The following is a 22,433-nucleotide window of genomic DNA, read 5'->3' on the forward strand; positions in this document are numbered from 1 at the left end:
GAATGCGTGGCTCGCATCATCATGATGGCGGCCCGGTCTTCAGCAGAAAGATGGCGATAGCAGTGGTTCATGGCAACACCGTACCTGATGGCTCACGTGTTGCACTTGGTCATTGAGACCGCCAATAGCTATTGATCATTCTCTGGTTCTTATGGTTTGGTCGGTGTGGTACGCGTTTGGCACTTGAGAAGGCGATTACACTGCCGCCGTAGGAGGTTTGGCAGCACAACGTCGATGCGGTGGTGTGGCGGCTGGCTCACCCAATCAGCTTCTGAAGTATGTAGCAGATCGCCATAAGTGCAAAACTGACTAACCCCGGTATGTAAATCGCAATCAATATACCGGTGATCCAGCGTGATCTTCGGCTTCCTGACTTCCACTCTTCAAAATATAAGGGGTATTTTTCACGAGTTGTCTTTGATTTATAGGTTATGAGTGCTAGGGCATACTCACCCATCCCCCAAGCGCACAAAGGATACCAGACTCTATTTGGATGAGTTTTTCCTGTGAATAATCGATCCGCTGACTTGATGGTAAAGTGCGATACTATTAAGGCGAGAATACCCGTTATAGCAACAACCACACTTGATAACATTCCGATTATTTCGAATATGGAAAGCCCATCAGTCATCTGCGTTGTCTACCCGTTTATCGTCATCTTGAACCTGGAGGTACACTCGTTCAGCAACGCCGCCTAAGAAGTCACCGCCAGCTGCACCGCCAAAGTATGCGCCACTACCGATCACCGCAGCACCACAAACCAGTCGCCCAGCCGGATGCACTCCAACGACGCCGCAAAGAACTTGCCCATATCTTGCGTCGACTGCTCCGCCTGCAATACTACCAAGGGTTCCACCGCCAATCCGTCCCATCAATCCCCCATACTCTTTGACAGTTACCCGCATACACTCACTCTCTCTGGATTCAGAGCAGGCCTTTGCAACTCGCGCATCCGTTGCGTAATAGTCCACTATAACCGCCGCGTAGTTCGCCAGCGATAACCCCTTAACGACAACCCCTGCTTTCCCGATCGCCTCTGATACAGAGGGTATTTCATAATCGATGAAGCTTTTAAGAGCCGTTTGCGTTTTACTGACGGCAACGCCGCCAGCTACTCCGATCTTGCCTTTCAGATCACTGACATCGTCGACAATCTCGAGCTTAACGTTCGTCCACGCTTCACCTGCGGCATCGATGCGCTTGAATGCGGACTGTCGCATGGCCTCGAAACGTGCCGACATTCTTTCTGACGCCGAGACATATACGCTGTGGATGTGCTCGAGCTCTTTTTGAACGGTTTCCATGAAATGTTCGCCCGCTGCAGAGGCAACCCCGACCCAGGTGCTGCCGTCTGACATTTCATCGTTGTGAGCCAGGGAAAAGTCACGCAGTGGTCCGTAATGATCGACCAGCGCCTGCGCTTCAGGGAGTTCCAGCCATTGTACGGTTTGTTGAGCACGTACCGCTTGCTGTCTGAGTTCTTCTTCCTGCTGGGTACACATCTGGCTGGTGTTTTCAGGGTCACTCAACACGACCAGCGTGCCGGGCAGTACGTAATCCGGCAGGTGGGTATTCAATTCGTCGAACTTGGCACTGACTTCGGCAGACGGCGAGGGCAGGATGCGCTGCTTGACCTGTGCGCGAGTGCCCGCCTCACGCACAAGCGTGATGCCAGGCAGAATGTCGCTTTTCGGCGCTTCCTCTTCCGGCTCTTCGGATTCGGTTTGCGCGGTACGCGGTGGCGCGCTGTTGGCACTCGAGGAGGCGATTACGCTGCCGCCGCAGGAGGTCTAGCTGCCGTGAACCGCGGCGGGGGCGCCATCGATGGTGAACCAAGAGTGCCCCTCTACGATCGACGCGCCACAGGAGCTCATATCGCCGACGCGCGCGACGGGAATACCATCGATTACCGATGTGCCTGACGAGACGATGGAATGCGGCCCACCCTTGCATGAGCACGCGACCTTATCCCCCAGTTTTGCCAGATCCTGCATGACGACCCCATGTTTGACTAGAAACGTAATGGACGTAGGTTAACCAAGTTCTGATATGGGCGCGGTAACGGTTTGTGAATTCATCGCCTCAGGCAAGGCCTGGCTCAGTTCGACATGTCAGTCTCGCACCGCATTCGAGTGCCGTACCCTGAATCATTAAGCGAATCTTCGACTTCGGTCACCAGCCACTCTTTCCCATCGATTTCCGGTTTCCAGCCACTGAACGTAACCGGCGTTTCGAGCATGAGTTCAGCATGGCCCTGTGCTCAACACTGGCATAACTGCCAAAGCGCCCTGCCGATCTCAAAAACCGTCACGCACCGGTGTGGCACTGGAACAACGCCGTTGATGCGGTATAAAAGAGCGGGCACGACGTGTGAATGAAACCGCACCGAGCCCAAGAACAACACATTCGGGTCACCATGTTCCTACGACAACTTCACTACCTTGTTTCCCTGGCCGAACATCGCCATTTCGCCCGCGCGGCGGAGGCGTGTTGGGTATCACAGCCGGCACTCTCGGCGGACATCCTGCAGCTTGAAAAGGAACTCAAGGTCACCATCATCAAGCGCGACCGACGCTTTCAGGGCTTTACTCGTGAAGGGGAGCGGGTGCTGGTGTGGGCGCGACAGACCCTGAACTCCCTCGACGGGCTACGTCAGGAAGCCGCCCTGGCACAGCAGGTGTCCGGCGGCCACCTTGCCATCGGCGCCGTGCCTTCGGCGCTTCGCGCCATCTCGACCCTTGCCGGCGAATACCGGCGTACGGTGCCGGATCTCACCGTTGAAATTCTGTCACTAAGTACCCGCGATATCGCCAGGCGTTTGAAAGCGCGCGAGCTTCATCTGGCGATCGCCTACGTCGACCCTCGGTTCAGTCACGGCTTCGAGGCGCTGCCCCTTTATGAAGAGCGCTTCGTTCTGCTCGCCAGTGCCCAGTCCGGCCTGCCACCGGAGCATGCCTTCACCTGGCATGAGCTTGGGGCGCTTCCGCTGTGCCTTTTTACCAAGGACATGCAGAACCGCCGCATTCTGGACAGATGCTTTGAAAACGCCGGCGTGACGCCGCATGTGGTGGTCGAAAGCAATGCCCCGAGCCTGATGTATGAAGAGGTTCGAAGCGCTCAGGTGTACGCCGTCGCGCCCGTAAGCGCCCTGCCCGATTACTTCATGGATGGAAGCGTGCGCATGCACGCCATCGCCGACCAGCCTCGGGCAACAATCAGTCTGATCCGGCTGGCCCAGGACACACCGCCCGCCGTTGCTGACGCCATCTGGCGCCATACCAAAACCCTGGAGATCGAATTTTGATCAGTATTTTCAGTTGGTTGAGTTCAAGATAAAGACCGCTTATCAGATCATCCGAATAAACGATTTGAATCCATTTCGGGCTGGCGCTGAAGATTGCTTCGTCGCGTGACGCACTCTCATTTCAGTCGATCATCAGGAGCCCAAGAACATGGCAAAAATCATCTGCGTGCTTTATCCCGACCCGGTCACCGGCTACCCACCGCGTTATGCGCGAGACGACATTCCCGAGATCACCGCCTACCCCAACGGCCAGACAGCCCCCACGCCCCAGGGGGAGTTGGGCTTCTCGCCGGGCGAGCTGATCGGGTGCGTTTCCGGCGAGCTCGGTTTGCGCGCCTGGGCGGAGGCCAATGGCCATGAACTGATCGTGACCAGCGACAAGGACGGCACCGATTCGGTGCTCGACCGCCACTTGGGCGACGCCGATGTGGTCATCTCGCAGCCGTTCTGGCCGGCCTATCTGACCGCAGAGCGCCTTGCCAAGGCGCCCAGGCTCAAGCTTGCACTGACGGCCGGCATCGGATCGGATCACGTCGACCTCAAGACCGCGGCCGAGCATGGCGTCACGGTGGCCGAAGTCACCTTCTCCAACTCCATAAGCGTTGCCGAGCACGTCATGATGACGGCGCTGACGCTGGTACGAAACTTCGTGCCCTCGCATCAGACCGCGATCAACGGCGGCTGGAACATCGCCGACTGCGTGTCACGCAGCTACGACATCGAAGGCCTTCACTTCGGAACCCTCGGCGCCGGGCGCATCGGCCTTGCGGTGCTCAAGCGCATGCACCCGTTCGACACGCCGCTGCACTACTACGACCCGCACCGGCTGCCAGAAGACGTCGAGCGGTCTCTGAACCTGACCTACCATGACTCCCCCGAGTCACTGGTCAGCCACTGCGACATCGTCAACGTTCAGACCCCGCTTTACCCCTCGACCAAAGGGTTTATCGACCGGGAGTTTCTGTCGAAATTCAAGCGCGGTGCCTATCTGATCAATACCGCACGCGGGGCGCTGTGCAACCGGGAGGCGATTGTGGAGGCGCTGGAATCGGGGCAACTGGCAGGCTATGGCGGCGACGTCTGGTTCCCGCAGCCGGCCCCGGTCGATCACCCCTGGCGCCGAATGCCCAACCACGCGATGACCCCGCACATTTCCGGCACGTCACTGTCGGCACAGACCCGCTACGCCGCAGGCACCCTCGAGATCCTGCAGGATTTCCTCGAGGGCACCCCGCTTCGCGAGGAGTATCTGATCGTCGATGCCGGCACCCTGGCCGGCGCCGGGGCCAACGCCTATCAGCTCTGAGAGACATCAACGCTTTACCAAGGCCGCGTGTTCACGCGGCCGTTTCATGGTCGGAGGGGGGGAAACAGAAATAAACGGGTGCCGGCTCAGTGCGCCATCATTTCACGCGCAACCTGCTCGCCACTAAGCCCCGCCGGGTAGTAGGTCGGCCAGTTGGTAACGTTGTCCAACAGCGCCTGACGGTCACTGCCCATGTAAATGTGGTAGTGGCTGGCATCGGTGGGGGCAATGTCATGATCGCTGAACTGAATGTACGTCGGCGCTTCGACATCGCCCGAGGCTTTTTCGAAGATATAGCGCACCCCGCGATTGCCCGCTTCGTAGGTCAGGATCTCATGGCCATCGTCGACGTAATGGCCGGTGTAGGCCTCGCCATTGGCATGAAAGGTCACATCCTGACCGTCGATCTCGATGCGCTCGACATCGGTGCGATAGCCGGTGCGGTAATACGACTTATACTCTGCGGCACCTTTATCGCCCGCGTGCGACTTTTGTGCGAACACCTCATCAAGCGAGCCGTCTTCCAACAGCGGATACACCGACTGCCAATCGCCCTGCCAATCCTTGAGCGTGCGCGCCTTGACTTGAGCGTCGTCGAAATAGCCCTTGTGCACCTGGCTGTCGCGCGCGTGGTCGTGGTCGTGGTCGTGGTCGTGGTCGTGGTCGTGGTCGTGGTCGTGGTCGTGGTCGTGGTCGTGGTCGTGGTCACCATGAGCATGCGCGTGATCGGCAGGCTGATCATGATTGTGCGACTGCTCGGCGGCGAATGCGGCGAAGGGGCTGGCGGTGGCAAAAAGGCCAAGTGCAAGCGCGGCGGTATGGCGGGAAAGGCCGGCGGTCATATGACAGGCTCCAGAGCGGTCGGGTTGATTTAATTATGTTATACCATAACGTTTAGACCCTAAAACGGCAATCATTTCCCATGGACACCATGATGGTGTTCCAGTCTTACCCTGCAAGGCATGGCCCGGAAAAGACCGTACCAACTCGGCCAAAAGACCGGCATTGATCCTGACAAACAGACATAAAAAAGCCCGGCTCGAAGGCCGGGCAACGCTATCTAGGCGACGTCCCTGACTCTACGCACGTCGAGCGGGGCATGCCTTATGCACCCCGTGTCGCCGACGCCCTTACACCGGCCCGCGTCTGCGAGCGCTGGCGCTGGCAGGCGCATCTACCAGTGATAGCGCAGTGTGCCGAGCACGGAGCGGCCCTCACCGTAGAAGGCACTGTTACTGAACGGATTCACATCGGTGATGTACTCGCGGTCAAACAGGTTGTGCGCATTGACCGTCAGGTCGACCCGTGGCGTAAACCGATAGCGGGCCAGCGCCTCCACCAGCGTATACGAGGCCGCTTTCACAGTGTTGGCGTCGTCGGAATAGGACGAGCCGACAAAGCGCGTGCCCAGACCAAGGGTCAGCTCGTCCCCCGCCACGGTGTAATCGGCCCAGAGCGAGGCCATGTGACGCGGCACCAGCCCTGGCCGATTGCCCTCGTTGCCACTAAGGCCATCGCGGTCGATGCGGGCGTCCCAGTAGGAATAGGCCGCGATCAGGTTGAGCCGCTCGGCAAGCGCTAGCTTGCCCTCGAGCTCGAGCCCTCGAACCGACACCTCGCCAATCTGGCGATAGCGCGTCGGCGTGACCTGCGTCGCCACGTTGGTCTGGGTCAGATCGAACGCCGCCACGGTGACGAGCGCATTGAGCGTCTCGGGGCGGTACTTCATGCCCACCTCGTACTGCGTACCTTCCTGCGGTTCAGCGCGGCCGACCAGCAGAGTCCGGCTGGTCGGGGGCTGAAACGATTCGGAATAGTTCGCGTAGAGCGACAGCGACTCGGTGGCCTTGTACGTGAGGCCTGCGCGCTTGGTGAAGGCGTAGTCGGTAGTCTCGCTGGCAGTACCCGACGACAGCGACTGCGTCTCGACCTCGTCGTAGCGCCCGCCGAGGGTCAGAATCCAGCGCTCGTCGAACGTCAACTCCTCTTGCAGGTAATAGCCCTGCCCTTCCCGTTTCTGATGAAACCGAACCGGTGCGGCCAGATCGATGCAGGCGCGCCCGCAATAGCGCGGCTGGGTAATGTCGATACCGCCGGCGCTTCCATAGCGCTGGGCCTCGGTGGTGTCGGTGTGCGTGTACTCGATGCCCGCCAGCGTCTTGCTCGATATGTTGCCAAGCTCGGCGTCGTAGATCAGCCGGCTGTCGATGTTGTATTGATCGCTCTCGCCGAGAATGCCGTAGGCCTCCCTGGAGACCGCCGGGTCTGCCGCGCCCAGATACACCGACTCGAGCGTTAGATCCGTGTGGGTATAGCGCGCGGTCTGATCAAAGCTCAACCCGTTACCGAAGGCATGGCGAAGATCGAATCCGAGATTGCGCTCGATCGTATTCATCGCGTCGTAGCCGGGCTCCCCCAGAAACGTCTGCGGGTCGATGTTCGAGCCATAGGGAATCGCGTTGGAGGCGTTGCTGTCGCGCTGGTTGAAGTCGGCCAGAAACGTCAGTGACGTCTGCGCGCTCGGCGCCCAGGTCAGTGCCGGGGCAAGGTAGAGCCGGTCATCCTCGGTGTGCCGTGCCCCCCGGTCAGCCTCCTGCCATTTGGCCGTGAGTCGGTACCGCCAGGTGCCATCGGCATTGATCGGCCCACCTACATCGGCCCCGGTCTCTTGGTGGCCGTCACCCAGGGTGGTGTAGACCTCGCCGAAGGCGTACTCGGTCGGGCGCTTGGTGATCGCATTGACCAGGCCGCCCGGAGCGTTGAGCCCAAAAAGCGAGGACGTCGAGCCTTTTAATACATCGATGCGCTGCAAGCCATAGGGCTCGAGCCGGCTGCCGGTAAAGTTGACGGTGCGGTGGGCAAGGCCGTCTCGGTACGTGCCGAGCGACGTATTATCGAAGCCTCGAATCATGAAGTAATCGTAGCGGTTGTCCGACCCGTACTGCCCCACCGATACCCCGGCGGTATAGCCAAGCACCTGCTCCAGATCTTGCGCCTTGCGCTGGGCGATTTCCTCCTCGGTCACCACCGAGACGGTGCTGGAAAGGTTCAGAAGCGCGGTGTCGGTCTTGCTGCCGGTGGTGGTTCGATCAGCGATGATCGAGCCATCGGTTCCAATGGGGCTTTGCTGCAACGCACTGGATTCAACCGTCACGGTCTCGCCGCGCTCGGCAAGCGCAGGGCCGCTCAGCACCAGGGCTGCGAATGTGGCGCCAAGTGCGGAAACGCGTGCACGCTGCGACGAGGTAACAAAGACCGCGCCGGTACGCCCACCCGGTGAAATGTTGGTGATCATGAAGGTTCCCTGTGTTCTGGCATGCCCTGGCTCCGGCATGCGCTTTTATTCGAATTGGCCGCGCCGATTCTGGGAACCCGCTTATTTATAGTCAATGATTATGATAAAAATTCGTATTCGCAGTAACGCACACCTCTACTCTAGCGCGCTGAATGGCCGTGCTGCTGTAATCGGGTGTATTGCTGTAGCTGGGGGTACCGTTTTCTTCGCGTGCCCCCCCATTATTACCCACCTCAAAGACACCGCCGTGGAGCCTGCCATGCCGCGTTACGCCATGATCGCACTGTTGCTTTTCACATGTGATGCGCAGGCCATGCGCTGTAGCAGTGATCTGGTCACCGAAGGGGATCTGACCGTGGACGTTGCCCGCAAGTGCGGGCCACCGGCGTCGAAACGGATTTCCCCGGCGGCCGATGCCCCCGGCGCGGTCAACGTCGAGCGCTGGGTGTACGGGCCAGATCACGGCGCGCGTTACTACCTGCGCTTCATCAACGACAGCCTGGTCGAAATCGACGTTGACGCCGGGCCCTAGCGCGCGCGAAATGCCCAAGCGCGAAAACGCCCTGCGATGCAGGGCGCTCGAACCAGGTCGCACTTAGGGTGAGCGCTACGACTCCAGACTGCTCTCGGCGTCGGCCACCAGCGCAAATTCCTCATCGGCGCTTTTGGCCACCAGATGATGTCGGCTGTAAAGAACGTAATACGCGGTCCCCAGCACGAACAGGCCCAGGGTGTAGAAAAACGCCCGCGGATCGAAGGCGTACACGCCGGAAAGCGCAACCAGTGACAGCACCAGCGCCACCGAAGACGTCACGACCCCACCGGGCGTTCGGTATGGACGGGCAAGCTCGGAGCGCTTCACGCGAAGCAGGATGTGGCTCAGCGCCATCAGCGCGTACGAGACCGTCGCCCCGACCACCGCCATCGCAAGAATCAGGTCGCCCTCACCGCTGAGCGAGGCCAGAAACCCGAGCACACCGGGCACCACCAGCGCCCAGGTCGGCGCCTTGCGGCGGCTGGTCAGCGACAGTATTTTCGGCAGATACCCTGCCCGGGAAAGCGCAAACACCAACCGGCTGTAGCCGTAGATGATCGAGAAAAACGACGCGATCAGCCCGGCAAGGCCCAGCACGTTAACGACGGTTGCAAGGGTCGAATGCCCGGCAATATTCAGGGCCTCGACCAGCGGTACGCCACTGGCCCCGATGACCTCCGCCCCGGCGGCGCCAGCCAGAAGCACGACCACCAGTACCGCCGTCACCAGCAGAAAGAGCATGGCGGCGATGATGCCCCGTGGTACGTCGCGGGCCGGGTTCTTGGCCTCCTCCGCCGCCAGCGGCACGCCTTCGACCGCCAGAAAGAGCCACATCCCGAACGGCAGCGCCGCCCATACGCCGTACCAGCCAAACGGCAGAAATGCGCTGGCGCCCGCGGCATCGGTCGGGGCAATGTCAAACAGGCGGCTCGCATCGAAGGCACCAAAGAGCGCAAGCGCGGTTGCCAGAATCGCGAACACTGCCAGGGCGCTGATCACCATCATCACCTTCAGCGCCTCACCGACACCGGCAAGATGAATGCCGATGAACACCGCGTAAAAAAGCGCATAGACCAGCGGCCCGTTGACGCCGAGAAGCTCCTCCACGGCCGCGCCGATGAAGATGACGATGGCCGCGGGCGCCAGCGCGTACTCGATCAACACAGAGAGACCGGTCAGATAGCCGCCGGTCGGCCCCATGGCCTGGCGGGCAAAGCTGTAGCCCCCGCCGGCGGCCGGGATCGCCGCCGACATTTCGGCAAGCGAGAGCACGAGTGCGAAATACATCAGCCCCATCAGGGCCGCCGCGATCGCGAATCCGCCCCAGCCGGCCTCGGCGATGCCGAAATTCCAGCCGGCGAAATCACCGGAAATGACGTAGGAGACCCCAAGCCCCGCCAGCAAAAGCCAGCCGGCGCTGCCCTTTTTAAGCTGGCGTTTGGCGAGGTAGTCGGAATCAAGCGTTGAATCGTTCATGCAGGCACCTATCGATTGTTGTTGTAGGCAGGTGTTGGGCGGCAGGCGTGATGTGCTTGCCCGCCGCAAGGTGGCTCGTCGTTCAAGGCCTTGCGTTGCTTACAGGGCCGGGCTTAAAAGACCGGCCGCTTACGAGGCTCATTGTTACGAGGTCAGGAAGTTGCGGGCGCCGCCCTGCTCGATGACGTCGTCTTCGGAGCGGTCCTTGAGCTTGACCCCTGAAAGCTCTTTTTCCCGCGCTTCCTTGAGCAGCGCCATCAGCCGTCGGCTGGCGTCCTCGAACGAGAGCCCGGCCGGGCGGACGTTCGAGATGCAGTTGCGCCGCGCGTCGGTAAGGCCAACCTCCGGCGCCCAGGTAAAGTACAGCCCGAGGCTATCGGGCGAGCTGAGCCCCGGGCGCTCACCGATCAGTACCAGCACCGCGCGGGCGTTGAGGCATTCGCCGATTTCATCCCCGATCGCCACCCGCCCCTGCTCGACCACCGACAGCGGCGCCAGTGACCAGGGCGTCTCCCCCTCGGCAAGTTTCGGGAGCAGCGTCTTCAGAAACGCCACTGCGTTTTGTTGGATCGCGAACGAGGAAAGCCCATCGACCACCGCGATGGCCAGATCCACCGAGGATCGAGCGCTGCCACCGGACTGCGTCAGCCGCTCCCGCGCATCGTCATCAAGCCTGCGCCCCCAGTCCGGGCGCTGAAGATAGGTCAGCCGGTCCGTCGCCTGGCTATGAAGCCGCGCGATGGGCGCGTCGAGCGCCAGCTCACCGAGGTCGTCGCAGAGCGTCTCGATATCCAGCGGCAAATGAACGGCGTCCTGGGCGCGGGCGTGGGCCAGCTGGAACTCGAGCAGATGCTCGGTTGGCAGGCTGATGCCGGCCCGGCCGAGGCCAATACGGGCATCGGTGAACTGGCGAAGCTGTTGCCAGGGGTTGTCGGTCACGATGTTCGACGGATGGTCGTCGGCCGGCGGGTGATTCTCGGTCGAGGCTTGACTGTCCGTTGAGGGCTGACTGTTGGTTGAAGACTGACTGTCAGTTGAGGAGTGACTGTCGAATGAGGATCGATTGTCGGGCGAGGATTGATCGGCCATCACGCACCTCCTTCAGGCAGTTGGGCAAGCGTCTTGGAAAACGCCTTGGGCAGCGCGCTGCTTGGCCGGTAGTGGCGAACATCATCGAAGATCGCCATCGCCTCGAGCCACTGCGCGAACTCCGGCGCCGGCGCCAGATCGAGCGCGCGGCGCAGATACAGCGCGTCGTGGAACGAGGTGGTCTGGTAATTGAGCATGATGTCATCCGAGCCCGGAATGCCCATGATGAAGTTGCATCCGGCCGTTCCAAGCAGCGTCAGCAGGTTATCCATGTCGTTCTGGTCGGCGTCGGCGTGGTTGGTGTAGCAGATGTCACAGCCCATCGGCACGCCAAGCAGCTTGCCGCAGAAATGATCCTCGAGGCCGGCGCGAATGATCTCCTTGCCGTTGAACAGGTACTCCGGGCCGATGAACCCAACCACGGTATTGACCAGAAGCGGCTTGAAATGACGCGCGACCGCGTAGGCACGCGCTTCACAGGTCTGCTGATCGAGCCCGTGATTGGCGTTGGCCGACAGCGAACTGCCCTGGCCGGTTTCAAAGTACATGACGTTGTCGCCCACCGTGCCGCGCTTCAGGCTCAGCGCCGCATCTCGGGCCTCGGCAAGCGTTGCCAGATCGAAGCCGAAGCTTTCATTGGTGGCCTGGGTGCCACCGATCGACTGAAACACCAGATCCACCGGGGCGCCCTGCTCGATCGCCTCAAGTGTGTTGGTCACATGAGTGAGTACGCAGGACTGGGTCGGAATCTGGTATTTCTGGATCACCTCGTCCATCAGGGTCATCAGCCGGACGCTCTGGGCGACGTTGTCGGTGGCCGGATTGATGCCGATCACCGCATCGCCATTGCCGTACATCAGCCCGTCGAGAATGCTGGCGGCAATGCCGGTGGCGTCATCCGTTGGGTGATTGGGTTGAAGTCGCGTCGAAAGCCGCCCTTCAAGGCCAATGGTGTCACGAAAGGCGGTCACCACCCGGCACTTCTTCGCCACCAGAATCAGATCCTGATTGCGCATGATCTTGCTCACCGCCGCGGCCATTTCCGGGGTAATGCCGGCGCGCACCTGGGCAAGCCGTTCAGGCGTTGCCAGATCACTCAAGAGCCAGTTTCGAAAATCGCCGACCGTCAGATGCCGGATCGGCGCGAAGGCGTGGGCATCATGGGTGTCGATGATCAGCCGCGTGATCTCATCGCGTTCATAGGGAATCAGGGGGTCGTCGAGAAAGGTGGTCAGCGAAAGCTCTGACAGCGCCATCTGCGCCACTACCCGCTCCTCGGCGGTCTCGGCAGCAACACCTGCCAGGCGGTCGCCGGAGCGGGCCGGCGTTGCCTTGGCCATGAGCTCGGCAAGGCACTCGAAGCGATAGCGTCGGTCGCCAAGGGTGTAATGATAGGGTCCGGCCATGATCGTCTCCTCGTAAGCGGCGCGGGCGGCCAGCCGTCGGCCATGACGCCACACGCCTTGATTAGAGGATAGTCAGGTAAAGCGATTCGGCGTTATCGTGTTTCGGCAAGAGCGACACGCGCAACACCAATAACAATACAGCCCGCTCAAGGCCTGGCTTTTGCCGGCGGGCAGGAGCGCACACTCATGACATCAGTACGGCCGCACGCGCGCCCTGCACCACGCAAGTGCGTGAGTGAGGCGTGGGACGCCAACGAACACGCCCGCAACCTGACCGACTGGTCACAGCAATACGATCAGTTGAGCCCGGGCACCTTTCACGGGCGCCTCGATGAAATTCACCTGCCCAGAATGCAGGTGTTCCGGGAATACACCAGCCACGCGCTGGATCAAAAATGCATGGTTTGGCCAGACTCACTCTGGCTCGGTATCCCGATGGGCAAACGGGGCTGTCGCATCAATGGTCAGCCAAGCGGTGAGCACGAGATTCTATGCCGCCCCGGTGGCTGCGACTTCGAACTGCTCACGCCGGACGACTTCGGCATCTATGGGCTGGTAGTCAGCCGGTCGGCGCTGACCGGACTGGCAGACGAGAACACCGAGCGTGTAGCCCACGCAGGCACCGAGCGGCTGTGGCTTGCGCCACCGCATCGCCAGGCCGTCACCTTCGTGATCGAGCGGCTGCTCGCCATGCCCGCAGACCGGCTCGAAATCAAAATACACCAGGATATTCTGACGCTTGCGCTCGAGCCCATTTTGAGGGACGCACGCCCAAGCGCCGAACGCCCACCCAGTCATGCGCGCCGGCGCAAGGCGGTCGAGCGCGTGCGCGCGCACCTGAATCAAAACGCCGCGCTGCCGGTCACCCTGGATGAGCTTTGCGCCATTGCCCACGTAAGCCCCCGTACCCTGCGCTACAGCTTTGAAAGCGTGCTCGGCATCAGCCCGATCCAGTTCTTGAGGCTTGCGCGCCTCAACCGGGTACGGCGTCATCTGTCCGCACCGGAGGCGGCGTCAGTGAGCGAGGCCGCCAACGCCTGGGGCTTTTACCACCTGAGCCAGTTCGCCCGCGACTACAAGGCGCTGTTCGGCGAGACCCCGTCGGCAACGCGCGAGCGTCACTCGAGCCACGAACGCCAAGAGTCTTAAAAACCGGCTTATGGCATGGATACCGTCTTGTCTCTCAAAAACAGCTGCTCGAACGCCTCAGCTTGCATCGGGGCGCCGTAGAGATACCCCTGTGCTTCCAGACACCCGTTCTGCTCGAGAAAGGCCATCTGGGCCGGGGTTTCCACCCCTTCGGCGATCACGTCGAGCCCGAAATTTCGCCCGAGATACAGCACGGCCTTGATCACTGCGGCGTCGGCCTGGCTATTCGTCATGTCCTTGACGAAGGTGCGGTCGATCTTTAAGCGGGTAACCGGGTATTCCTTGAGCATGCTCAGCGAGGCGTAGCCCGTTCCATAATCATCGAAGGCAAGCCCGATGCCGACAGCGCGCAGGTCGTTCAATAGCTTGAGCGTGAGGCTGTCGCTTCGAAGGAGCGTACTTTCAACCAGTTCGAGCTCAAGCGCCGAAGGTGGCAGGTTGAATTCGGCCAGTATCCGGGTCACGACCGTCAATAGCCTCGGCGTTCGAAGCTGCGAGTCGAACAGATTCACGCCGATGCGAAGCGCTGGAAAGGTCTTTCGCCATCGCGCGATCTGCTCGCAGGCGGTGCGAATGATCCACTCGCCCACGGCGTTGGCCGAGGGCTTCTTGCCAAGCACCCCGATGAATTCGTCCGGGCTCAAGAGCCCTCGCTCCGGATGGTTCCAGCGAATCAGGGCCTCGGCGCCGGTAAGGCGGCCATCCCGGGTGGCAAATTGCGGCTGATAGTAGATCTCGAACTCACCGTTCTTGAAGGCGTGATTGAGCTCTTTTTCAAACGCCTTTCGCGCCTGGGCCACGTCCTGAAAGGCAGGCTCGAACACCACGCAGCCGCCCTTGCCGTTTTCCTTGGCGCGGTAGAGCGCCAGATCGGCGGCACCCAGTAGCTGCCCGGAGTTCGACCCGTGCTTGGGTGCGCGGGCAATACCGACACTGACGCCGATATCGCCGCGCCGCCCGCCGGACAGCGCGTAAGGTTCTGAAAGCTCCGAGATGATGGCATTGCCCAGTTGCACCGCCTTGGTCACATCATTGCCCGGCATCGAGATCACGAACTCATCGCCGCCGAAGCGGGCGATGTCCATTGTGTCATCGCAGAGGGCACGCAGACGCAGCGCCACGCCCTTGAGCACGTCGTCGCCCGCTGAATGGCCGAAGGTATCGTTGATGGCCTTGAAGCCATCGAGATCCATCATGAGGACAGTGGCGCGGCAGGCACGCTCGAGTTGTTCATCCAGCGCCTGGCGCCAATAACCGCGGTTATACAGATTCGTCAACGGGTCCGTGGACGCCAGATGGTAAAGCCGCTGTTCGTTCAACTTGCGTTCGGTGATGTCGCGCACGATCGCGCCGATACTGAGCGTGTCGCCCTCATGCCACACCGACAGTGAAAATTCGGCGGCAAACTCTCGGCCGTTTTTCTTGAGCCCGGGAAGTTCAATGGGCTTTTTGGGCAGCCGCCAGGCATTACCGCCCTCGAGTGCGGCGATGCGCTGCTCATAGCGTGCACGCCAACTGTTGGGCACCAGCACATGGCCGGGCCTTCCGACCACTTCGTCTGCGCGGTAGCCGAAGATACGTTCGGCGGCGCCGTTCCAGTACTGAATGATGCCGCGGGCGTCGAAAAACAGGATGGCGTCGGGCGAAGACGCCGCCACGTTGTTGAACCGCGCTTCATTAATGCGTTTCAAGTGCTCGAGCCTTCGTACCTCGAGCCGACTCATGATCAGCGCAGCTATGTCAGCCAGGTTTCGCTCGTCGGCAGCGGAAAACTCATGGTGCGGCTCCTGGTCAATCAGACAGATCGTGCCGAGCTTTTCACCGCCCGGCGCGCACAGTGGCTTACCGGCATAGAAGCGGATATACGGCGGGCCAAGCACCAGCCGATTGGTACAAAAGCGCGGATCCTCCAGGGCATCCGGGACGACCATGACGCCATCCTGTTCGATGGCGTGGACGCAAAACGAGGACGACCGATCGGTCTGGCACACATCGAGCCCGACCTTGGCCTTGAAAAACTGCTCATCCTTTCCGATCAACGAAATGAGCACAATCGGCACGTTGAACATGCGCGACGTCAATGCCACAAGGCGATCAAAGTTCTCTTCCGGCGCCGTATTGAGAAGATTGTACTCGGCGAGCACCTTGAGCCGTCGCGGTTCGTCATCTGGTGGAGGAAGTGGGCAGGACACCGGATCGCCTTTTCGTTGAACGAGTGAATGCTGGTGTTAACGACACATGAGCGGCGTTAATGAAGGATGGATCTCAAAAACAGGCATGAACCGTGTCATCGGCCTCGATTGTCAACGATGAATGACCGCCGGGTACACGGACGCTCTCCCCACTAAAGCCCCCGCCGAAACAGGCGTTATTTATCCAATATCACGCGGTCATCCAGGGGCAATGAGATGCCTTTAATCATGAAAACACTCAATCGATACACGTTTCTGCCGGCCACGTGCGCTCTTGCCACCGTGCTGATCGGCCTGTTTGTAGCGTACTGGGTCTATCAACAGCAGCAGGACCATCAGGCCGCGACGCTCGATACCATCAAAAGCGAGATCATGACGGTCATGAGTGACCGCATGCGCGACCACGAATTGATCCTCAAGGGCGCCCGCGGCTTTGTACGCAACAGCGAAACGCTGACCCGTGAGGAGTGGCGCGACTACTACAGCAACCTCGAGCTCGACCGGAATTACGCAGGCATTCTTGGGCTTGGGTACAGCAAGGTCATCGAGCCAAACGATCTGGCGTCCTTTGAGGCCACGGTGCGTGACGAGGGGTTTCGAAGCTTTTCGGTCCACCCAAAGGGCGATCGGCCGCTTTATACCTCCATCCTGTATCTGGAACCGTTCAGCGGGCGCAATCTGGCAGCATTCGGCTATGACATGATGTCTCAGTCGACTCGGGCCGAGGCCATGCAGCGCGCGGTGAACCATGGCGCTGCCGCCATGTCGAGTCGCGTTACGCTCCTGCAGGAAACAGACGCCGACGTTCAGGCCGGCATGCTGATCTACGCCCCGGTCTTTGAAAAAGGGTTTACCACCTCAAGCCCCGAAGAGCGCTGGAAGGCCCTGCGGGGCTTCGTCTATAGCCCCTACCGCATGGGCGATTTAATGAAAGGGGTGGGCCTTCGGGATGAGTCACTGGTCGGCTTCGAAATTCATGATGGCATGACACCGTCCGACACGGCTCTCATGTTCAGTTCGTTTTCCAAGGAAGCCAAGGCGTCGGGCGAGCTCAAGAATCAGGGCCACGTCTATCTGGAATTTTTCGGCCGCACCTGGACGATCAGCTTCTACAGCACGCCGGACTTCGAAAACCAGATCAACTCACTTCCGATTTTAATCATCGTTTTCGTTACATTCGTACTGGCTACCGCCATTTTCCTGACGATGACCACGATCCTTCACCGCAAGCGGCGGGCCGAAGAGCTGGCGGCCGACATGACGGCCGAGCTCAACGTGCACCAACAGGAGCTCCTGCGCATCAAGGAAAAACAGGAGCGAGTACTGGCCGGCAGTAACGACGGCTGGTGGGAGTATGACTTCAGTACCGAAGCGCTTTTCTGCTCCGACCGCTGGTGGCGACAGCTCGGCTACGCGCCCGAACATCAATCGAATACGGTCGACGCCTTCAAGGCGCGGTTGCCCGAAAAAGAAGAGGCCCGCGTGTTCGAAACCCTGAAGACGCTGATCAAATCCGACGAGACTGAATTCGCGTTTGAACTTACGTTAAAGCACCGCGATGGCCACTGTATTCCCTTCATGGTGCGCGGTGTGATCGAACGCGGCAGTGACGGCAAGGCACAGGTTATCAGTGGTGCGAATACCGACCTGAGTGAAACCAAACGGGTCGAGGCGATGAAAAACAACTTTGTCTCCACCGTAAGTCATGAACTTCGAACGCCACTGACCTCGATCTCGGGCTCGCTCGGGCTGATTACCGGCGGTGCTCTGGGTGAGGCGCCAGCCCCGATGCAGGCCATGCTGGACGTCGCCAAGACCAACTGTGATCGTTTGGGCCTGTTGATCAATGACCTGCTCGACATGGACAAGCTGGTGGCGGGCAAGATGACGTTTTCCATCGAATCACACTCGGTTGCCGGGCTGATTCAAAAAAGCATCAGCGCCAACCAGGGCTACGCCGAGAAATTCAGCGTCTCGGTCGAGTACGCCGCGCCGGAAGGACTCCGGGTTGACGTTGACGAGCTCAGGTTCCAGCAGATCCTCAGCAACCTGTTGTCCAATGCAATCAAGTTTTCCCCGGAACACGGTACGGTCGTCGTCAATGCCATGCCAAGCCCACAGACATCGGTTCGCGCCAGAATCGAAATCATTGACCAGGGCAAGGGCATTCCCAAAGAGTTTCACCCCTACATTTTCCAGAAGTTCTCTCAGGCCGATACGTCGACAACCCGCGAGCGGGTTGGCACCGGGCTCGGGCTTGCCATCACGCGCGAGCTTGCCGAACGCATGGACGGCGCGGTGGGCTTTTCATCGCGGGAAGGTCAGGGGTCAACGTTCTGGGTCGATGTGCCGCTTTCGGCGTCATCGACGCCACACAGGCCCGCCTGATTCAGTAATGGCTTTTTCATTTAATTGACAAATCTAATATAAAAAACCAAATAGAAACCTTTTCCTACATTTAGATAATACTTACGTAGGACGCTGGTACTGACAGGACGTCGTCATTCAGGGAACGAATATGTACAGGATGTGCCCCCGACAGGAGGTCATCATTTTGGTGTGGCCCGACACCGAATGAGCTGTGACAGGAAGTCAACGCCCAGGATGGGTAGAGTAAAAAGGGATGTCATCAATGCAGTAATGCCCCGCGTTAACGCTAACGCGGGGCATTTTTTATGGGCGATTCTGCGCGCGAGGCAGCGCCGCCCGGCAAACCATGGTCATGGCGAACTACGCACGCGTCGCCTGATTTACGAGGTGGCCTCGGCATTCATGCGTGCGCAGTCTTCCTCGGCCTCATCGCGAATTTCATACTCATCGCTGGCGTATTGTTGCTGCTCGTGATCATAGATCCGAAAGCTTTCAAGCGGCATGTCGTCCGCCGTCTGATTCTTGTCCCGGTTGGGCGAGCCCTGAACATGAGCGGTTGCGTGTTCAAACACTTCAAAACGAGCGGCCATCGGTTCCTCTCCTTGGGTTTAGGCACGACCCAGTGTGGCTATTCATGCCCTGAAACGCCAACTACAAAAGGCCTCACCGACAGGCCGCGTCGCACCGATCAGATCGGGTAGTGCCGTGGCCCGAGCTGCATGGTCATCCAGCGCAGTTCGGTAAAGGCCTCGATGCCGGCCTTGCCACCAAATCGTCCGTAGCCGCTGTCTTTCACGCCCCCGAACGGCATCTGGGGCTCATCGTGTACGGTCGGTGCATTGATGTGGCAGATACCGGACTGGACCCGCTGCGCGACCCGCATGGCTCGGGCGCTGTCTCGGCTGAACACTGCCGCCGAAAGGCCATACTCGCTGTCATTGGCGACATCGAGCGCCTCGTCCTCGCCGTCGACCCGCATCATTGCAACCAATGGCCCAAACGACTCTTCGCGATAGAGTCGCATACGCGAGGTCACACCATCGATCACGGTCGGCTGCATTACAACACCCTCGGCCTTGCCCCCGCACACGAGCGTCGCGCCATGAGCGAGCGCATCGTCAATCAGCGCATTGAGCTTTTCGCCGGAAGCGGCGTCAATCAGCGTGCCGAGCGCATTGGCATCATCCTTCGGATCACCGGCCTTGAGCGTGCGCGCCTTGTCGGCCAGCTTCTCGACAAACGCATCAGCCACGGCGGCATCAACGATCAATCGCTCGGTGGACATGCAGATCTGACCCTGATTGAAAAACGCCCCGAAGGCAGCAGCCTCGACGGCCGCCTCGAGATCGGCATCATCGAGCACCAGAAACGGGGCCTTGCCGCCGAGCTCCAGAAGGGCAGGTTTCAGACGCTGCGCGGCCTTCTCGGCAATGATCCGCCCAACGCCCGTCGAGCCAGTGAAGTTGATGCGCCGAACGCCCGAATGACCGATCAGCGCATCGACCACCTCACTTGCGCGCTCGGGGGCATGCGTAATGACGTTGACCTCGCCTTGATCGAAACCGGCCTCGATCAACACCTCACCGATCAGGTGGTGCGTCGCCGGACACTGCTCGGACGCCTTCAAGATGACGGTGTTGCCACAGGCAAGCGGCGTGGCAATGGCGCGGGTACCGAGAATGATCGGCGCGTTCCAGGGCGCGATACCCAGCACCACGCCGCAGGGCACGCGAACGCCCATTGCCAGATTATCAGGCACGTTCGAGGGGATGACTTCGCCACCGACCTGCGTCGTAAGCCCTGCCGCCTCACGCAACATGCCGGCGGCAATCGCGACGTTGAAGCCGGCCCAGCCGGGCGTGGCGCCGGTTTCACTGACCATGAGCTCGATGAAACGCGCCTGATGCGCCTCCATCACATCCGCAGCTTTCAAAAGCCGGGCCCGACGCTCCCCCGGCCCGGTTCGGGACCAGCTCGCAAATGCCTTCTGAGCGGCATCGGCGGCGGCGGTGGCGTCTTCAGGCGTTGCCGAGGCGGCCCGAGTGGCCACCTGGCCATCGAAGGGATTTCTGCGCTCGAACGTGCTGTTATCACTGGCAGGCCGCGAGACGCCCCCAATCGATAATTCGATGTTCATACCGATCACTCCTTCACCTTACCTTGAAAATCAAACGCCCCACCGGGCCGTACGATGACGCGATCACTCGGTGCGGCGGTAGCTTTGAAGCCCCGGCTTGATGCTCTTTTCATCGAGGAACTGCTTCATGCCCTGCTCGCGACCATGCTCGGGGTCAATCAACTGGGCCTGATCGAGCTTGGCGTAGAGATACTCTTCGTTTTGCTCCCACGTCAGCTCACGCGACAGCTTGAAGCCGACCTTGGCCGCGCGCAGCACAACCGGGTTCTTGTCGCGCAGGGTCATGGCAAGCTTGCGGGTGGTCTCGCGAAGCTCATCAAGCGACACGCTCTGATTGATCAACCCCATATCCGCCGCTTCGCGGCCGGTAAAGGTTTCACCGGTCATGATGTAATAGAGGGCCTTGCGGTGACCGACCGTATCCGCCATGGCCTTGCTGACCAGGTTGCCCGGCGGGATACCCCAGTTGATTTCCGACAGGCCAAACACCGCATCATCGGACGCAATCGCAAGGTCACAGGCCACCAGCGGTGAAAACGCGCCGCCAAAGCACCAGCCATTGACCATGGCGATGGTGGGTTTGGCGTAGTTACGCAGAAGCTTCCACTGCCAGGTCGACGCGTCACGGCGCACCTTGACCTGCACGATTTCAGGGCTTGCGTCGATTTCGCGGAAATACTCCTTGAGGTCCATACCGGCAGAGAACGACTCGCCGGCCCCGGTCAGTACCAGGACCTTTGCGTCCTGATCGAGCTCGACTGTCTCAAGAACATCGATCATTTCCCGGTTGAGTGTCGGGCTCATGGCGTTACGTTTTTCAGGCCGGTTCAACGTGACCCAGGCGATGCCGTCCTCGACCGAGACGGAAACGGTTTTCCAACGATTGGTGTAGTCGCTCATGCGATTGTCCCTTCCATATAATATCAAGTAAGTTGATACTCTCTTGATTCATCATAATGCGCTATTCTGCGCTTGCAAAGAGGAAAAACCGCCCATGACCGACACATTCGACCAATGTACAGCCGATGATCGTCCTGCAGATGGCCCTCCCCCAACCCGGGTGGCGTATCTGATCGGGCGGCTCGACCGCGCCCTCAGACGCCATATCAGCGAGGCCGTTCAGCCACTGGGCGTAACCATGCAGCAGTACACGGCGCTTTCCGTGCTGGCGCGGAGAAGCCCACTTTCGAACGCAAAGCTTGCCGAAAAATCGCTGGTGTCGCCCCAGGCGGCCAACGAGATGGTGAAGTCCATGGAATCGAAAGGGCTGGTCGAGCGACGGCCGGACCCGAATCACGGCCGTCTGATCCAGATCAGCATGACCGACAAGGGCCAGCGCGTTCTCGGCGCATGCGACAGCGCTGTCATCGCGCTCGAGGAATGTATGCTTGAAGATATGAGCACAGACCAGCGCACCGCGTTTCAGCGCCAGCTAAAGGCGTCACTCAAGGCATTGGGGGCAGGATTGATCGAGCCTGAATGAACAAGGCTCATTACGGCGACCGGGCCACGGCTTGACCGGCTTGAGTCACGCGAGGGCGTCAGGGCGCCTCCGGGGTGTCGTAGATCTTTCGAAGCAGCATCAACAGGTGGGCGCGTTCGTCCTCGCTCAACCCCACACTGGCGCGGGCATCGCTTTCCACCGACAACCGCTTGAGCGTCGTGACCAGCGCCTCCCCCGGCTTGGTCAGGAAGATGCCATGAGATCGACGGTCCCGTTTGCAGCGAACGCGCACGGCGTAGCCACGCTTTTCAAGATCGTGCACGAGATTGACCACGCGTGGCGGGTCGATGGCAAGCCGCTGCGCGAGTTCCGACTGCGTGACGCCCGGCATTTCTTCCACGACGACCAGCGCCGAAAACTGGGCCGGGCGGATGGCGTACTCGCGCATGGCCTCCTCGAAATCCTTGAAGACCTTGAGCTGTGCCCGACGCAGGGCGTACCCCAAAAGCTCATCGAGAATCAGTGTGCGGCCTGTCTCAGAGCCTGATTGATCGTCTCCCATCTGCTGCATAGCAAGCTCCATTTGAACACCCATCCGCAAAAATAAGCCGCCGCTTACGCAGCAACCATCTAATTATAAAACATAACCTTATTCAGGCGTTACTCTCTATTTAACCGGCCAATCGCCTTCTACTGCGTAGCCTAAAGTCTGATCCCACGCCTCTAGCCA

The 22,433-nt window shown here is 60.1% G+C and carries 19 protein-coding genes; 6 read left to right on the forward strand and 13 right to left on the reverse strand.

Translation table 11 applies throughout. From position 1 onward, the window contains the following. Positions 1 to 623: 623 nt before the first annotated feature. From NAT23_RS07170 to NAT23_RS07175, 3 genes are all read right to left on the reverse strand, one after another. A complete protein-coding gene (locus NAT23_RS07170) occupies positions 624 to 1,661 on the reverse strand; it encodes a hypothetical protein (RefSeq protein WP_251926798.1) in 1,038 nt (345 codons plus the stop codon). Positions 1,662 to 1,790: 129 nt separating this feature from the next. Next, positions 1,791 to 1,994, reverse strand: a complete 204-nt coding sequence (locus NAT23_RS14805) for a PAAR domain-containing protein (RefSeq protein WP_350028321.1) — start codon at positions 1,992 to 1,994, stop codon at positions 1,791 to 1,793. Positions 1,995 to 2,098: 104 nt separating this feature from the next. Further along, entirely contained in the window at positions 2,099 to 2,239 is a 141-nt protein-coding gene (locus tag NAT23_RS07175) for a hypothetical protein (protein ID WP_251926799.1), read from the reverse strand. 177 nt (positions 2,240 to 2,416) lie between these two features. Between NAT23_RS07175 and NAT23_RS07180 the strand changes: the two genes are divergently transcribed. Both NAT23_RS07180 and NAT23_RS07185 read left to right on the forward strand, forming a co-directional pair. Continuing rightward, complete coding sequence (locus NAT23_RS07180) at positions 2,417 to 3,304, forward strand: LysR substrate-binding domain-containing protein (protein ID WP_251926801.1); 888 nt, start codon at positions 2,417 to 2,419, stop codon at positions 3,302 to 3,304. A 148-nt stretch (positions 3,305 to 3,452) separates the two neighbouring features. Then, a complete protein-coding gene (locus tag NAT23_RS07185) occupies positions 3,453 to 4,610 on the forward strand; it encodes an NAD-dependent formate dehydrogenase (protein WP_251926803.1) in 1,158 nt (385 codons plus the stop codon). 86 nt (positions 4,611 to 4,696) lie between these two features. On the opposite strand, the gene NAT23_RS07190 is transcribed toward NAT23_RS07185, so the two are convergent. Then, positions 4,697 to 5,452 carry a metal-binding protein ZinT gene (locus tag NAT23_RS07190; protein ID WP_251926804.1) on the reverse strand — a complete coding sequence of 252 codons (756 nt, stop codon included), beginning with the start codon at positions 5,450 to 5,452 and terminating at the stop codon, positions 4,697 to 4,699. Positions 5,453 to 5,784: 332 nt separating this feature from the next. Next, complete coding sequence (locus NAT23_RS07195) at positions 5,785 to 7,905, reverse strand: TonB-dependent siderophore receptor (protein WP_251926805.1); 2,121 nt, start codon at positions 7,903 to 7,905, stop codon at positions 5,785 to 5,787. Between the two features lie 259 nt (positions 7,906 to 8,164). Between NAT23_RS07195 and NAT23_RS07200 the strand changes: the two genes are divergently transcribed. Continuing rightward, complete coding sequence (locus NAT23_RS07200) at positions 8,165 to 8,437, forward strand: DUF2845 domain-containing protein (protein WP_251926806.1); 273 nt, start codon at positions 8,165 to 8,167, stop codon at positions 8,435 to 8,437. Positions 8,438 to 8,512: 75 nt separating this feature from the next. On the opposite strand, the gene eat is transcribed toward NAT23_RS07200, so the two are convergent. The 3 genes from eat to NAT23_RS07215 all read right to left on the reverse strand — a co-directional run bounded on the left by eat (position 8,513) and on the right by NAT23_RS07215 (position 12,411). Continuing rightward, positions 8,513 to 9,916 (reverse strand): ethanolamine permease, encoded by a 1,404-nt coding sequence (gene eat, locus NAT23_RS07205; protein ID WP_251926811.1) that lies wholly within the window; start codon positions 9,914 to 9,916, stop codon positions 8,513 to 8,515. A gap of 144 nt (positions 9,917 to 10,060) precedes the next feature. After that, on the reverse strand, positions 10,061 to 11,005 hold the full coding sequence (gene eutC / locus NAT23_RS07210; protein WP_251926813.1) for an ethanolamine ammonia-lyase subunit EutC: 945 nt from the start codon (positions 11,003 to 11,005) through the stop codon (positions 10,061 to 10,063). After that, the gene (locus tag NAT23_RS07215) at positions 11,005 to 12,411 is read right to left on the reverse strand and encodes an ethanolamine ammonia-lyase subunit EutB (protein WP_251926815.1); all 1,407 of its coding nucleotides are present in this window, start codon (positions 12,409 to 12,411) and stop codon (positions 11,005 to 11,007) included. Before NAT23_RS07215 ends, eutC begins: the two co-directional genes overlap by 1 nt. Positions 12,412 to 12,597: 186 nt before the next feature. Here NAT23_RS07215 and NAT23_RS07220 point away from each other — a divergent pair, with 186 nt between their 5' ends. Continuing rightward, positions 12,598 to 13,560: a helix-turn-helix domain-containing protein gene (locus NAT23_RS07220; RefSeq protein ID WP_251926817.1), complete on the forward strand. Its 963-nt coding sequence runs from the start codon at positions 12,598 to 12,600 to the stop codon at positions 13,558 to 13,560. A gap of 8 nt (positions 13,561 to 13,568) precedes the next feature. Here NAT23_RS07220 and NAT23_RS07225 read toward each other — a convergent pair whose 3' ends face one another. Further along, positions 13,569 to 15,752: a sensor domain-containing phosphodiesterase gene (locus NAT23_RS07225; protein WP_251926818.1), complete on the reverse strand. Its 2,184-nt coding sequence runs from the start codon at positions 15,750 to 15,752 to the stop codon at positions 13,569 to 13,571. A 228-nt stretch (positions 15,753 to 15,980) separates the two neighbouring features. On the opposite strand from NAT23_RS07225, the gene NAT23_RS07230 reads away from it, so the two are divergent. Then, positions 15,981 to 18,140 (forward strand): CHASE domain-containing protein, encoded by a 2,160-nt coding sequence (locus NAT23_RS07230; RefSeq protein WP_251926820.1) that lies wholly within the window; start codon positions 15,981 to 15,983, stop codon positions 18,138 to 18,140. Between the two features lie 362 nt (positions 18,141 to 18,502). Here the strand turns inward: NAT23_RS07230 and NAT23_RS07235 are convergent, their stop codons facing one another. The 3 genes from NAT23_RS07235 to NAT23_RS07245 all read right to left on the reverse strand — a co-directional run bounded on the left by NAT23_RS07235 (position 18,503) and on the right by NAT23_RS07245 (position 21,159). Next, complete coding sequence (locus NAT23_RS07235) at positions 18,503 to 18,712, reverse strand: hypothetical protein (protein WP_251926822.1); 210 nt, start codon at positions 18,710 to 18,712, stop codon at positions 18,503 to 18,505. 98 nt (positions 18,713 to 18,810) lie between these two features. Continuing rightward, positions 18,811 to 20,259 (reverse strand): aldehyde dehydrogenase, encoded by a 1,449-nt coding sequence (locus tag NAT23_RS07240; protein ID WP_251926824.1) that lies wholly within the window; start codon positions 20,257 to 20,259, stop codon positions 18,811 to 18,813. Between the two features lie 63 nt (positions 20,260 to 20,322). Beyond that, positions 20,323 to 21,159, reverse strand: a complete 837-nt coding sequence (locus NAT23_RS07245; protein WP_251926825.1) for a p-hydroxycinnamoyl CoA hydratase/lyase — start codon at positions 21,157 to 21,159, stop codon at positions 20,323 to 20,325. Between the two features lie 94 nt (positions 21,160 to 21,253). On the opposite strand from NAT23_RS07245, the gene NAT23_RS07250 reads away from it, so the two are divergent. Then, entirely contained in the window at positions 21,254 to 21,742 is a 489-nt protein-coding gene (locus tag NAT23_RS07250) for a MarR family winged helix-turn-helix transcriptional regulator (protein ID WP_251926827.1), read from the forward strand. 58 nt (positions 21,743 to 21,800) lie between these two features. On the opposite strand, the gene NAT23_RS07255 is transcribed toward NAT23_RS07250, so the two are convergent. Further along, positions 21,801 to 22,274: a MarR family winged helix-turn-helix transcriptional regulator gene (locus tag NAT23_RS07255; RefSeq protein ID WP_251926828.1), complete on the reverse strand. Its 474-nt coding sequence runs from the start codon at positions 22,272 to 22,274 to the stop codon at positions 21,801 to 21,803. Positions 22,275 to 22,433: the final 159 nt, after the last annotated feature.

This window comes from Larsenimonas salina (assembly GCF_023736155.1).
GTDB lineage: Bacteria > Pseudomonadota > Gammaproteobacteria > Pseudomonadales > Halomonadaceae > Larsenimonas > Larsenimonas salina.